The following is a 14,467-nucleotide window of genomic DNA, read 5'->3' on the forward strand; positions in this document are numbered from 1 at the left end:
TAATTACTCCTTATCTCATCCAATAATAACTATAGTGTTGGCCCCTGTGTGTGCTGTAATAACCTTTGTCAGTGGGTGTTCTTCTATAATTTGTAATTCACTATCTTTTATTAATGATTTAACTAAATCCATATCTTCTTCATTAGTCCTTGAATAAACCAAGTGAATTCCTTCTAAGTCAATATGATCTTTTTTTACTTGTTCCAAAACATTTATAATAGCTTTTTTAAAAGTTCTTGTTTTGTCAAACTTATCAATAATACCATTATAAGATAGAATAGGAGTGATTTTTAATAACTTACCAAGAGCAGCTGCTGCTGGAGTAATTCTTCCTCCTCTTCTTAATGTATCTAAATTTTTAGGAACTATATAAACAGAAAATTTAGTTTTAAGCTCATCAACCTTATCTTGTAATTTATCAATTGCTACTTTATCTTTTGTTACTCAATGATAAACTTTTTCAAAAACAGCTTTCAAGATTTGGCTCACACCATCTGTATCAATGATAAATACTTTATTTAAATATTTTTCCTCTAATGATAACTGTACTGCGGTTGAATGCTGTCCAGATAGCCCTTTACCTAAACCAACAAAAATAATTTTGTCGTATGTTTTTAAAAGTTCATCTCACTTTGTAATGAATTTACCCATTGAAATCTGACTAGTTTTAATAGATTCTTTAGATAGTATTTCATAAAATTTATCATCAGATATTTCACTTGTAGTATCTTCCACTTCAATCGCGTTAGGCAATAACAATGAAATTGGTATTAAATATGTATCTTCAAATTTTTCCAATTGTTCTTTCGAATAACCAGCGCTTGAGTCAACAATAAATGCTATTTTTTCCATTTTTCTCCTTGTACTTTTATATAATAATTATTTTAATTATAAACTTTGTTATAATTAATACAAGTTTAGCAAAAACCAATGCATAAACAGGTATATTATAAAACTATATATAAAAAAAAGGAGTATTGTGGATAATAATAAAAATATAGGAATATTTTTTAATAAACATTTAAACTATTTAATTGGGACTGTAGGAAATATTGAAGAAAATTTTAGTGAACGAAAAATTAGCGATAGTGTTTTTTTATTTTTCAATAAAGATAAAAAATTATCTGGATTCAATATTTACAACCCAATCCACAGATTTAGTTCGAAAATATTTAATGGTATTAATAGTGATAACGATGATCTTGTAAATGAAATTAAAGAATATTTGATAACAATAGGAATAAATATAAGTGATTTTAATCAAAACCCTCAATTTGAAGTAGGGGAAATTTTATCTGTTGAAAAACATAAACAAGCAGATACATTAAATGTTTGTAAGGTTAAAATAAAAAATGAAACCTTACAAATAGTTTGTGGAGGAGTTAATGTCAAAAAAGGTATAAATGTTGTTGTAGCCAAAAATGGAACTATTATGCCAAATTTAAACATTATTAAACCTGCAAATTTAAGGGGTGTAGACTCTAACGGAATGATTTGTTCGGCGAGTGAATTAGGATTAGTTGATAATTTACCTGAAAAAAATATAATGGTACTAAATAAAAAAATATTTAAAACAGGAGAATGTTTTTGAAAAATTTATTATAAGTAATTATAGGTTTATTAATTAATAAAAAGAAAAGTAGTTATTAACGGAGAAGTTATAAGTGAATAAAATAGATTTAGATAAGTATTGTTCAAAATACTTTAATAAAACAGTAGAAATTTTAGAAAAGTTTAACCAAAACAATCAAATTGTTATGCAGTTTTTTCAAAGAGAAGACAACGTTGTATTATCGGGAATAGATTATTGTGTTGATTTATTGAAATCAAACATTAGCGATTTTTCTGACATAGAAATATGAGCTCTTAAAGAAGGGGCAATTATTAATGCTGGAGAGCCTGTTTTAAAAATTTGTGGACCATATCATAAGTTTGCAAAGTTAGAAAATGTTATTGATGGTGTATTATCAAGAAAATCAAGTGTTGCCACAAACAGCAAAAGAGTTTTAGATGCTGCAAATGGTAAATCTGTGATTTATATGAATGATCGAAATGATTATTATTTTGACCAAGCAGAAGACGCTCATGCAGCATATATTGGTGGATTCAGAAGTTTTGTAACAAATGACCAAGTTTCTAAATTACCAGAAAAATTAGTTCCAATTGGAACTATTCCTCATGCTTTAATTCAAAATTTTGGAGGGGATTTAATAAAATGTCTATCAGCTTATAAAGCGACATTTCCAAAAGAAAATTTAATAGCTTTAGTTGATTATCATAATAATGTTATAAGAGAGGCACTATCAGCTGCTAAAAATTTCCCAGAACTATTTGCGGTAAGAGTTGATACTTCAATATCTTTGATAGACGCTTATTTTATGGGTAAAGAGTATGAATACAATGGTAAAAATATTCACGGAGTCAATGAACATTTAATAAGAGCACTAAGAAAAGAATTGGATAATAACGGTTATAAAAATGTTAAAATAATAGCATCATCTGGTTTTGATGCAAGTAAAATTGATTATTTTGAAAAATCTAATGTCCCAGTAGATATTTATGGTGTTGGTCAGTGATTAACAAATAAAGTTGTTAATTTTACTGGAGATGCTGTTATATTAAACGGTAAAGATGAAGCAAAGCTTGGTCGTCAAAATGTAATAAACAATAATCTGGTTAAAGTAATATAGAGGTAATTTATGGCAAAAAATAATTATAATGAAAAAAACAAAGTTAAATCATTTTTTGTTCATGATGATTCTTATGTTCCCGGAACTTTTTATAACAAAAATAATAAAAATATTTTGCAAGAGAGTAAACAAGAAGATTTTAATAAAATAAGTTCTAAAAAAAATTTAAAAGATAATAGTTATCAAAATCTTCAAATTTCTCCAATGTTTAAAACCGATAATATTGATAGTTATAATTATGATAGTAGTTTTCCAACAGATAACTTTTTAAATACAAGTTTTAGTAATTCTTTAGATAATTATGTGGAACAAGAAGTTAATAAAAGAATTACTATGCTTAAAGAAAAAAGAAATAATATAAGTGATGAACCAGAAAGTAAGCAGTACTTACAACCAGAAAAAAAGATTTTCTTCACTTTCAAATATAAACTACACTGCAAATAAAGAAGTACCTGTCCCACATAACTTTGTAAAAAAAGAAGGTGAGTTTAATCCAAAGGAATTTGTTAATAGTCACCCTTATTACAGAAGTATGACAGGAAAAATTAATGAGTTAAAAAATAAAATGTATAAAAACACACACCCAGAAAATGTAACTGTGACTTATACGCAAGATTTTAATGTTGAAGAGGAAAGACATAAAAAAATGCATGATAAGTTAACTGGAAGAAGAAGATTAAATACATCTTTAATAGACGATTTTGCTGATGAAACAATAATTTCTAAAAGAGATGAATTAAGTTCAAAAAAGAAAAGAAAATGAAAGCTATTCAATAAATAGTTATTAAAAAAAGGAGTTTATGGCTAACAATATAATTGAAGAATTAGAGTGAAGAGGTATTTTGAAACAAGTTACAAATGTAGATAAAGTTTTATTTGCTCAAAAAAATAAAAAAGCAATATATTGTGGAATTGATCCAACAGCTGATTCGCTTCACATAGGGCATTTTTTACAATTGGTTATTTTAAAACATTTTGAAAACTATAACTTTAAACCAATTGTTTTAATTGGAGGTGCAACTGGTTCAATTGGAGATCCTAGTGGTAAAAGCGAAGAAAGAAAGTTACAAAGTTTAAATATTATTGATGAAAATGCAAAAGCAATTAAGTCTCAATTAAATAGTCTAATACCCGGAGTAAATGTTTTGAATAATAAAGATTGACTTGGTAAATATTTATTTGTTGATTTTCTACGTGATGTTGGTAAATATTTTAATATTAGTTATTTATTAAACAAAGATATTATTTCAAGTAGAATTGAAAGTGGTTTATCGTACACAGAATTTTCTTACAACATAATGCAAGCATATGATTTTTATTATTTATATAAAAATAACGATTGCTTTGTGCAATTAGGTGGAAGTGATCAGTGAGGAAATATTGTTTCTGGAACCGATTATATTAGAAAGCAGGTTGGTGAAGAAGAAAATAATTCATGTGGTGTTACTGCCAACTTACTTTTAAAAAAAGATGGAACTAAATTTGGTAAAACAGAAACAGGAACTATTTGACTAGATAAAAATAAAACAACTGTTTATCAAATGTATCAGTTTTTATTAAATGAAGATGATGAAAATACTTTTAAACTATTATATTTTTTAACTTTTTTATCAAAAAAAGAAATTGAAAACACAATTGAAAAACATAAAAAAGATCCTAAAAATAGACATGCACAAAAGATTTTAGCTAAAAGTATCATTTCTTTTATTCATTCTGAAGATGATTTCAACAGTGCTGTTAAAATATCTGAAGCTATTTTTAATAATAATTTTAATGATTTTTCTGAAAAAGATTTTAAAGTTTTAGAAAGTGTAATACCTGTTTTAACAATAGAAGATAATGAAACATTATTATCATTGAATGACAAACACAATATTGCAAAATCAAGAAAACAGCTAAGAGAATTTCTAGCTCAAAAAGCTATATCTGTTAACAATAATAATGGATTTGATGAAAATTATATATTTTCAAAAAAAGAAGGAATATTTAACAAATATTTTATTATAAAAAAAGGTAAAAAAAATTATTTCATGGCTAAATTTAGCGATAAGGGAGAAAAGTAATTATGAAAAAGATCGTGGGGATAATGTGTTCGGCTGGAATAAGTGCAAGCATAATAATTCAAAAATTAAATAAGTATTGTGAAGATAATAACCTTGATACAGTATTTGAATCTATATATTTTAATGATATTTTAAATAAAGAATATAAATATATTTTACTAGCGCCACAATCATCATATTTATTTGAAAAAGTATTGTCAGTGGCAAAAACATCTAAGGTAATTCCTATTTCTTCAAAAGCATATATGGAAAATAATGTTGCAGAAATTTACAGTTTAATAGAATAAAAAAATGAAACATTAAGTTTCATTTTTTTTTGAATTTATTCATTTGAAATTTCATAATTCTTTTTAATATAAATTTTTTAGGTAATATTTTTACAAAAAATACAGACAACTTATTTTTTATTCCAATAACTAAGTAATCCTTATTTGTTTTATAAACTTTTTTCAATACTTTCTTAACGTATTTATCAACCTTAATATTAACTTGTTCTTCTTCTACAATTTCTAACTTGTTGTTAAGGTTTTTGGCAAAATGTGTTTCTAATATCCCGGTGTTTAGAGCAATAACTTTCACATTTTTTTTATTAAACTTTAGTTCCTGATTTAAACCAACACTATAATTTCAAACAAAAGATTTTGTAGCGTAATACGTTGCAAAACCTGGCCCAGCCATAAACGGGGCTATTACACTACTAACATTTACAATTAATCCTTTGTTTGCTTTAGTGAAAATCTTCAAAAATTCTTCAGTAATTAAGTGTAAGGCATTTACATTTAATTTAATCATGTTTTGGCTAGTATCAGTTTTTATATTTCACGCGAAATCTGATTGACCAAAACCAGCATTATTTATAACCGCTTTAATGTTGTACTGTTTTAAAATTATTAGTAGTTTTTTAACTTCTTCTAAGTTTGTTAAATCACAATCATAAGCAATTACTTTTGTTTTTTTTAAATCATCGTTTAATTTATTTAGTGAACTACAATTTCTAGCGACTCCAATGACATTTACATCTTGATTAATTAAATTTTTTACAAAAGCATAACCTAAGCCCTTGCTAGCTCCGGTTACTAAAACATATTCTTCCATTATTCCTCTTTTTCAAACACAAATAAAGCTTTTCTATTTATTTTCATATAATTATAAGCTGAATATACAGATAGAAATGCTGAAATGTATAAAGGGATAAGTACGATCTGGTTAATAAAACCATACATACCCATAGAACCATTAATATCTATATTAACGATAATACCGTTACCGACAAAAAATAGTATTGTTAATCCTAGCATTTCAGTTGCAGCTCTATACTTTCCTGCTTTATTAGCAGCCATTACAACTTTTTTAGTTGCTAAAACTTGTCTTACAGCGTCTATTAAAAAATCTCTAAGTACAAAAATTAATGTTAATCATATTGGAACCATATTTGCTACTGTAAAAATTATTAAAACACTATTTGTAAGCAATTTATCAGCAATTGCATCAAAAAATTTCCCAAATGTTGTTATTTGTTTTCGACTTCTAGCTACATACCCATCAATTGCGTCTGTTATACTTGCTAAAACAAAAAGTACACCACCAATTAAATATGATATAGGTAGTTGGTAGTGTTCTGTACCAATTGTTGTATCTCAAACATTAAATAGCAAACCAAAAGGAAAAATAATCATTAAAACAATTATAAATGGTATAAGAATCATTCTTATCATTGTTATTTTATTAGCTAAATTCATTTATTTTCTCCATTCATTTATATTAATAATAATACTATTTTTATATAACAATATAAATGTTTTATTTGTTATTTATTAATAGGGTTTTTTGCTATAAAATTAAATAAAAGAAAAGGAATTTTTAATTGTTTTTCAAAATAATAAAAGGGTTTTATGGACGATAAAAATAATAAAATTGATAATTTAAATAGAATAATAAAAGATTTAGAGAAAACTTTTGGAAAAGGAAGTGCAATGCGATTATTAGATGATGATAATCTGAATATTGAGAGCATTTCAAGTGGAAGTATTGTAATTGATAATCTTATTGGTGTGGGTGGATATCCTAAAGGGCGCATAATTGAAATATATGGACCAGAGTCTTCAGGTAAAACAACAATTTCTTTGCATGCAATTAAAGAAGCACAAAAGTTAAACAAACTAACGGCTTTTATTGATGTAGAACATGCATTAGATGCTGGATATGCAAAAAATATTGGAATTAAATTAGAAGAATTAATAATTTCTCAACCAGATTCTGGGGAACAAGCTTTAAATATTTTAGAAACACTCGTTAAAAGTGAAGATATGGGTCTTGTTGTATTAGATAGTGTGGCCGCTTTAGTGCCGGAAGCAGAATTAGAAGGAGAAATGGGAGCTGTAAATGTTGGGGGGCAAGCCCGTTTAATGAGTAAAGCTTTAAGAAAGTTAAATGGGATCATTTCCAAAACTAATTGTATAGTTATTTTTATAAACCAAATTAGAGAAAAAATTGGGGTTATGTTTGGTAGTCCTGAAACAACACCAGGGGGTAGAGCACTAAGGTTTTATTCATCAGTTAGGTTAGACATTCGCAAAGTAGAAGTTTTAACCAAAAATGGTCAAGCTTATGGTAATAGAGTAAAAATAAAAACTGTTAAAAACAAGGTATCATCACCTTTTAAAATTGGAATGACAAATATCACCTATAATAAAGGAATTGATAATTTGCAAGAAGTTATTGAAATGGCAGTAGATTTAAAAATAATTGAAAAAGCTGGTGCTTGATATTCTTATGAAAATGTTAAAATTGGCCAGGGTAGAGATAAGGTTAAAAATTATTTGATAGAAAATTTTGAAGTATATAATGCTATTTTAAATAAGTTAAATATCTTGTTTTTCAAAAATTAAAAATTTATCATGTTATAATAATTTTGTTAATTTATAAAATATTTTAAGGGGGAGTAAATGAATACTTTTGTTAATAAAAAGGAAAAGTTTAATTTAGATTTAAGATTTTTAGTTAAACTTTTTGGTTTTTTAATTCCATTTATAGCAACAGTGATGCTATACATTAATGGTTTATTAGATTTAAAAAATATTAAAGAATTAGGTCCAGATACTGTTGGTGGTTGAAATACAACACCGGAGACTTGAAATGCATACAGTAGAGATTTGGGAGACTTTTCTTTTAACTTTTTTAGTTACTTTACAATTATCACAAATATGTTTGTAATGTTTTGATTTTTAATTTCAATGATCGGCTGAAAAAATGAAGGATTATGTAACCATAATAAAAAATGCTACGCAATTTCATGTCGTATTTTAGGGTTTAACTCTACAACTTTTGTAACAACATACATAACAATAACAATGATTATTTATATGTTAATGTTATTACCACTTGAGCCACCAGTAGGTGCTATTAATTGAGCTGGTTCAATGATGCATCATTTAGTTACTCCAATAATAATGATTATTTATTATGTTTGTTTTTATATCAAACCAAAATTTTTAGCAAGTAAAAATATTGAAGTAAAAAGCACTAAAGAATTTTTCAAAAAAGATATCTTTTTAGTAATTATCTTCCCAATTTTATGAGGAGTAATTATGATGGTTCGTGGAGAATTTAGACATTATTCACAAAAACCTTTCCAATATCAATACTTCTTCATGTATATTAGAAGATCTGGAGCTGATATGCCAGCAAATTTACCGGGTTGAGCATGATTTATTATTGCCTTTTCTGCGGTTGTAGCTATTATTGTTGCAGGAACAGCTGTTTACATTACTCTAACAAATAAAGGATTAAAAAAATATAATAAAAACCCTATAATAACAAAACAAGCAAAAGGTTAAAAAATTATCAAAAATATAACAGCAAAAAAAACAAAACAGAATTAGATTCTGTTTTTTTATTTATGTTTATTTGATTATGTTATTATAATAATAAATTATACAAATAAGATTTTAGAAAGATACCAATATGAAAAAGCTAATAATTAATAAACAAAAATATATTTTTTCTTTTTTATTTTTTTCTTTGCAATTTTAATTTTAATTTCTTCAACTTTGTTTTCAATAAGTAAGGCAAACAGACAAGCTTTTGACTGAGAGCAATCAACCAAAAGTTTTCAAACAGAAAATCACATTAATGATGAAATTAATGAATCATTAAAAGATCCAGAAAGAATTAATAATAATTATATCTTTTTTATGTTAAGCGATAATAAAGAAGAAATTGAAATTTTTCTATCAACAATTTTTCATTTCAGTAACGAAATAAATAAAGCAGAATCTGAAAAAGAAATATTAATAATTACTAATGATTTTTCAGAAGGTATTATTAATTTCTCAAATAAAAAATTTCAAGATATTAATAATATCCAAACATTTAAAATTAATTCAAATAAAAATCAATTGGTAGACTTAGACTTTATAGAGTTTGAAACATTCGCTTATAATTACGATGTATTTTTATCTAACAAAATTTTATTAGATAAAAATAATTTTGATTTTATAACAACTAATTTTTTATTTAAAATTAGTCAGTTTACATTTGTTGGTAATGGAATAAACAAAATAACGCAAGATGATTTAGCGTTAGGTAAAATTTTAAAAGCTGAGGAAAATAACTTAGATCAACAAAAAGATTTATGAAAAAGATTTTATAATGGTGAAAATGATTTATATAAAAATTTAAATTTTCAATTATTACCCTTGCTTAAAATTGAGGCTATAAGTGTTAATTCATGATATAGCTTTAATAATATTTATACAGAAAACAATAAACACATTAATTATTGAGAATCTTTAAACATAAATCATATTGAAGTGTTAAAGGCTTTAAAGATTAATAATGTAGAATTTTTTAATTTGTTTTTTACACTTTATAGAATAAATGAAGAACAAGGGCCACAAGATTTTGAAAATATATATGTAACAAATTATTGATCTCCAATAGCGGAAGAAAACATTAAGTATGATGCACAATTTGTAGAAAATTTATTAAAAGATAATCAAAAAAGTGTTTTTATAAAAATAAATGTAAGTCCTGATTTTTATGATGAAGGAACAAAAATATTTAAAGAACAATTTTCTAAGTTTGCAAATAGTGCAAAGGAATTTGATAAAAGAATTATTTTAAGTAAAAACATATCTAATATTTCTTTGCCAACTTTTTATTTACAAGAACATTTAAAACCAACAAACAAACAAAATGTTTATATTTACGGATTTCAAGATAGCGTTATGTTAGATTCTAAATTGTCAGAAACATTAAGTGTTTTTGTTTTTAAAAATAATTTAGAAGTAGAAAAAGCGACTGAATTTTTTGGGAATGACTCAACTTTAATAAATTTTGATAAAGTGCAATTAATAATTGAAGAAGAAGTTAAACAAAATAATACAACTACCACAATTTTATTGCTTGTTTTTGCAATTATTTTACCAATATCAATTATAATTGGGATAGCAACATATTTTATTGTGAAAATGTATAAAAATAAATATGTCTTAAAGTAAGGGTTAAAATGAAATATTTTGAAAAGTTAAAAGAACGAAGAAAATTAAAAAAAAGAACTAAAAAAAGAAAAAATTGAAAAAAGTTTAGTTAAAGCAAAAATTTCTTTTTCCAATAACATTAAAAAGTTATCTAATAAATATAAAGAGTTTAATAGTGAATATTTACAAGAATTAGAAGATATTTTAATACAAAGTGACATGGGGATGAATATTGTTTTAAAAATTAGTAACAACATAGAAAAAAAGTTTTCAAAAGGTTGGCCAACAGAAAAAATAAATGATTTTTTAGTAGAACAACTTATGAGTTTTTATGATGATCCAAAAAGTAAAGAAAACAAAATTAACTTATATAAGAAAAAATTAAGTCCAATTTTAGTTGTGGGTGTTAATGGTGTTGGTAAAACTACATCTATTGCAAAAATAGCAAATTTTTACAAAGAAAAAAACTACAAAGTGCTATTGGTTGCTGGAGATACTTTCAGAGCGGGAGCTGTTGAACAACTATCATTATGAGCAGAAAGACTAGAAATAGAAATTATTAAACCAGATAAGGAACAGCAAGATCCGGCAAGTGTTGTTTACAAAGGGTTAGAATATGGTAAAAATAATAACTTTGACATAGTTTTAATTGATACAGCCGGTAGATTACAAAATAAAGTTAACTTAATGAAAGAATTAGAAAAAATTAACAACATTATCGTCAAAGTTACAAATGATAAACCAGCAGAAACCTTATTAGTAATTGATGCAATAACAGGTCAAAATGGAGTAATTCAAGCAGAAACATTTTCTGAAATTTCAAAAATATCAGGCATTGTATTAACTAAAATGGATGGTACCGCTAAAGGTGGTGTTGTATTGGCTATCAGAGATAAATTAAATATTCCGGTAAAATTTATTGGAACAGGGGAAAAATTAAGTGATATATCTATTTTTGATATTGAAGAATATGTATATAATTTAACTAAGGACTTATTTGAGCCAGATATTCAAGGTGAAAATGATGGAAATTAATAAAGAAAAATTAAATGACTATGATTTTATGCTTAAAATTATTGCGTTATATGACATTTATAAAGAGTTGCTAACAGATAAGCAGAAAAATTATTTTGAAACATATTATTTTGATAATTTATCTTTAGCAGAAATTAGTGAAGACTTAGGTGTTTCAAGAAATGCTGTGTATGATGCTTTAAAAACTATTGTTAAAACATTGAACACATATGAAAGTAAATTAAAAATAAAAGAAAAAAATATGGAAATAGAAAAACTTGTTAATGCTTTAGAAGATTCAAATTTAATAGAAACTAAAAGCAATTTACTAAAAATTATTAACGAGTAGTGGGGAATTAAAATTGAAAATATTAATGATTGGCGATGTTTACGGAAGCGTCGGTAGAAATGTAATTAAAAATGCTTTGTCACAAATTGTGAATAACTATAACATTGATATTGTCATTTTAAATGGAGAAAATACAACTCATGGTAAATCTATTTCAAAAGAACATTATACATTTTATAAAAAATTAGGAGTAGATGTTATTACATCTGGTAATCATATTTTTAGACTTAACGAAGTTGTGGGTTATATTTCATCAACTCCTGATTTACTAAGACCTTTAAATTTTTATACAAGTGCACCTGGAAACGGAACTTATTGTTTAGAATATAAAAATAAAGTTATTAGAGTTACAAATCTAATGGGAAGAAGTTTTATGGATAATGTAAATAATCCATATGAAGACTTTGATAATTTATTAGAAAATGATGACTCAGATATTCATGTAGTTGATTTTCATGCTGAAGCCACAGCGGAAAAAATTGCATTTGCTTGAAATTATGACGGTAAAATAAATGGTTTGGTTGGAACTCACACGCATGTTCAAACAGCCGATAACCGTGTTTTACCAAAAGGAACAGCGTTTATTAGTGATTTGGGAATGTGCGGATCTTTAAATTCTATTATAGGAGGTAATCCTACAGAAATAATTCAAAAAGAAAAAAGTGGTTTGCCTGCAAGATTTAAACCTTCAAATGACAATTCTTTGAATGTTTTTTCAGCTGTAATTATTGATGTTGATAACAAAAATAACAAGACACAGTCAATTGAGCGTTTATATATTACTAGTGATAATTTACCGAATTGATTTAAAGGTAATTTATAATGACAATACTTAATCAAAGCCTTTTATATGTCGCAATTGTTTTAGCGGGTATTTTTACTTGTTATTTATTAGTATATAAAATATTTTTATTTAATAAAAAAAGCAAAAAGCAAGAAAAAAAACAACTTGCAGAAATTATTAATAAAAAACATTTAATATTATCAGATTCGCAAAAAATGGAAATAAGTTTAGAAAGTAAAAACGGTAAGGAATTAATTTTAGTTATAAAAGATGTTTTTTATGATTACAAAACAAATAAGGATAATTACTTTTCTTTAAACAAAAGTGATGATAAATATGATGTAATAAATTTTTCTTTTCACCAAAAAAGTATAAAAAATAAAAATGTCGGAAACTATAAAAATATTATTATAGATTTAATGAATGCAATTAACAAATTTGAATATTTAAACACAACAATAATTTTGGAAGGTTTATCTTCGTTTGTTTATGAATTTATAAAAGAAAAAGATAAATATAATTTTATTTTTGTTAACCCTGTTTCAAAAAGAAAATATTTAAAATTTTCTAAACCAGCGCAAATATCATATTTTTTAGGTGTTATTTTAAATCATAACAAACCCTTACATTTAAAATTTGATAGTAGCATTTTTTCAAAAAAAAACAAATATAAGTTTAGGATTTGCAAAATTTCATTTAAATGAATTTAGACAAATAAATAAAATTAATAAAAAATTTGTTAAAAATACCGGTATTTTTAACAATAATAATTGTAAAATTATTCAAAGTGAAAATTCACCATTTTACAACTCAGATATTGAAAACAAGACAAATATAATATTTATTGAATCTGATGAACAATATATTGTGTTAAATAGTATTAAAAATTATATTTTAGAAAGGATATAAAATGGAAAAGTTACATAATTATAATAATATATATTTTACATCAGAAAGCGTGTCAGAAGGTCACCCTGATAAACTTTGTGATCAAATTTCTGATTTAGTTCTTGATGAATGTTTAAAACAAGATAAAAATTCTCGAGTAGCTTGCGAAGTTTTTATTACGAATAACAATGTATTTATTGGTGGAGAAATTACATCTAAAGCTGTTATTGATTATAAAAAAATTGTAAGTGATTTATTGAAAAATGTAGGTTACAACAATAATGAATGAGGAATAGATTACAACAATTTTAATTTACATTTACACATAAATAAGCAATCGCATGATATTGCAATGGGTGTTAATAATGAAGGTGCCGGGGATCAAGGAATTATGTTTGGTTACGCATGTAATGAAACAGAAAATAAAATGCCATTAGCTATTTCTATGGCGCATGATTTAGTGAGATTGGCAACAAAAAAAAGAAAAACTGGGGAGTTTAAATATGCTCGTCCAGATATGAAGTCACAAGTAACTGTTGAAATATTACCAACCGGAGAACAAAAATTAGACACAATCTTAATGTCAATTCAACATGAAGAAAATTATGATGAAAAAGCATTTAAGTTATATATTTATGAAAATATTATGAAAAAAATTGCTGTTGAGTATGATATGAATACAGATTTTAAATTTTTAATAAATCCTACTGGTAGATTTGTAACTGGTGGACCAAAAAGTGACGCTGGTTTAACTGGAAGAAAAATTATTGTTGATACTTACGGTGGTTATGCTCGTCATGGTGGGGGAGCTTTTTCTGGAAAAGATGGTACAAAAGTTGATAGATCAGCATCATACATGGCAAGATATATTGCTAAAAATATTGTTGGAGCCGATATTGCTGATAAATGTGAAATTCAACTAGCTTATGCAATTGGTGTTAAGCAACCAGTTTCAGTTAATGTTAATACTTTTAACACAATAAAAGATAGTAGATTTAATGATTTACTTTTAACTAAAATGATTTATGAAACATTTGATCTTTCTCCTTTTGGAATTATTGATCAACTTTCTTTAAGGTATCCGAATTTCTTTAAGACTTCTAAATATGGTCATTTTGGAAGAAGTGAAGGTCACTTTTCGTGAGAAGAAATTAATAAAACATCTGAAATTAAGAAATTTTTAGAAAACAATTGTTAGG

General features: G+C 25.3%; 17 protein-coding genes. 14 read left to right on the forward strand and 3 right to left on the reverse strand.

Annotation, left to right across the window (positions count from 1 at the left end):
- Positions 1-3: 3 nt before the first annotated feature.
- The gene (locus NPX79_RS02915) at positions 4-852 is read right to left on the reverse strand and encodes a DegV family protein (protein WP_381414941.1); all 849 of its coding nucleotides are present in this window, start codon (positions 850-852) and stop codon (positions 4-6) included.
- 127 nt (positions 853-979) lie between these two features.
- Between NPX79_RS02915 and ytpR the strand changes: the two genes are divergently transcribed.
- From ytpR to NPX79_RS02945, 6 genes are all read left to right on the forward strand, one after another.
- Complete coding sequence (gene ytpR, locus NPX79_RS02920; RefSeq protein WP_381414942.1) at positions 980-1,609, forward strand: YtpR family tRNA-binding protein; 630 nt, start codon at positions 980-982, stop codon at positions 1,607-1,609.
- Between the two features lie 55 nt (positions 1,610-1,664).
- Positions 1,665-2,690 (forward strand): nicotinate phosphoribosyltransferase, encoded by a 1,026-nt coding sequence (locus NPX79_RS02925; protein WP_381414943.1) that lies wholly within the window; start codon positions 1,665-1,667, stop codon positions 2,688-2,690.
- 9 nt (positions 2,691-2,699) lie between these two features.
- Complete coding sequence (locus NPX79_RS02930) at positions 2,700-3,134, forward strand: hypothetical protein (RefSeq protein ID WP_381414944.1); 435 nt, start codon at positions 2,700-2,702, stop codon at positions 3,132-3,134.
- An 88-nt stretch (positions 3,135-3,222) separates the two neighbouring features.
- The gene (locus NPX79_RS02935; RefSeq protein WP_381414945.1) at positions 3,223-3,471 is read left to right on the forward strand and encodes a hypothetical protein; all 249 of its coding nucleotides are present in this window, start codon (positions 3,223-3,225) and stop codon (positions 3,469-3,471) included.
- 19 nt (positions 3,472-3,490) lie between these two features.
- Positions 3,491-4,753, forward strand: a complete 1,263-nt coding sequence (gene tyrS, locus NPX79_RS02940; RefSeq protein WP_381414946.1) for a tyrosine--tRNA ligase — start codon at positions 3,491-3,493, stop codon at positions 4,751-4,753.
- A 2-nt stretch (positions 4,754-4,755) separates the two neighbouring features.
- On the forward strand, positions 4,756-5,040 hold the full coding sequence (locus NPX79_RS02945; protein WP_381414947.1) for a hypothetical protein: 285 nt from the start codon (positions 4,756-4,758) through the stop codon (positions 5,038-5,040).
- Here NPX79_RS02945 and NPX79_RS02950 read toward each other — a convergent pair.
- Positions 4,979-5,848, reverse strand: a complete 870-nt coding sequence (locus NPX79_RS02950; RefSeq protein WP_381414948.1) for an SDR family NAD(P)-dependent oxidoreductase — start codon at positions 5,846-5,848, stop codon at positions 4,979-4,981. The two genes, NPX79_RS02945 and NPX79_RS02950, sit on opposite strands and share 62 nt — an antisense overlap.
- Positions 5,848-6,492, reverse strand: coding sequence for a CDP-diacylglycerol--glycerol-3-phosphate 3-phosphatidyltransferase (gene pgsA / locus NPX79_RS02955; RefSeq protein ID WP_381414949.1), 645 nt, complete (start codon positions 6,490-6,492; stop codon positions 5,848-5,850). Before pgsA ends, NPX79_RS02950 begins: the two co-directional genes overlap by 1 nt.
- Positions 6,493-6,645: 153 nt before the next feature.
- On the opposite strand from pgsA, the gene recA reads away from it, so the two are divergent.
- The 8 genes from recA (at position 6,646) to metK (ending at position 14,466) form a co-directional block, all read left to right on the forward strand.
- Complete coding sequence (gene recA / locus NPX79_RS02960) at positions 6,646-7,641, forward strand: recombinase RecA (RefSeq protein ID WP_381414950.1); 996 nt, start codon at positions 6,646-6,648, stop codon at positions 7,639-7,641.
- A gap of 57 nt (positions 7,642-7,698) precedes the next feature.
- Positions 7,699-8,589: a hypothetical protein gene (locus NPX79_RS02965; protein WP_381414951.1), complete on the forward strand. Its 891-nt coding sequence runs from the start codon at positions 7,699-7,701 to the stop codon at positions 8,587-8,589.
- A gap of 213 nt (positions 8,590-8,802) precedes the next feature.
- Positions 8,803-10,254: a hypothetical protein gene (locus tag NPX79_RS02970; protein ID WP_381414952.1), complete on the forward strand. Its 1,452-nt coding sequence runs from the start codon at positions 8,803-8,805 to the stop codon at positions 10,252-10,254.
- Between the two features lie 162 nt (positions 10,255-10,416).
- Positions 10,417-11,268 (forward strand): signal recognition particle-docking protein FtsY, encoded by an 852-nt coding sequence (gene ftsY / locus NPX79_RS02975; RefSeq protein WP_381415487.1) that lies wholly within the window; start codon positions 10,417-10,419, stop codon positions 11,266-11,268.
- The gene (gene ylxM, locus NPX79_RS02980; protein WP_381414953.1) at positions 11,255-11,596 is read left to right on the forward strand and encodes a YlxM family DNA-binding protein; all 342 of its coding nucleotides are present in this window, start codon (positions 11,255-11,257) and stop codon (positions 11,594-11,596) included. Before ftsY ends, ylxM begins: the two co-directional genes overlap by 14 nt.
- Positions 11,597-11,609: 13 nt before the next feature.
- Entirely contained in the window at positions 11,610-12,419 is an 810-nt protein-coding gene (locus NPX79_RS02985) for a TIGR00282 family metallophosphoesterase (protein ID WP_381414954.1), read from the forward strand.
- Entirely contained in the window at positions 12,419-13,090 is a 672-nt protein-coding gene (locus NPX79_RS02990; protein WP_381414955.1) for a hypothetical protein, read from the forward strand. The genes NPX79_RS02985 and NPX79_RS02990 overlap by 1 nt, the downstream gene beginning before the upstream one ends.
- A gap of 200 nt (positions 13,091-13,290) precedes the next feature.
- The gene (gene metK, locus NPX79_RS02995; protein WP_381414956.1) at positions 13,291-14,466 is read left to right on the forward strand and encodes a methionine adenosyltransferase; all 1,176 of its coding nucleotides are present in this window, start codon (positions 13,291-13,293) and stop codon (positions 14,464-14,466) included.
- Position 14,467 lies beyond the last annotated feature (1 nt).

This window comes from Spiroplasma endosymbiont of Anurida maritima (assembly GCF_042465095.1).
Taxonomy (GTDB): domain Bacteria; phylum Bacillota_I; class Bacilli_A; order Mycoplasmatales; family Mycoplasmataceae.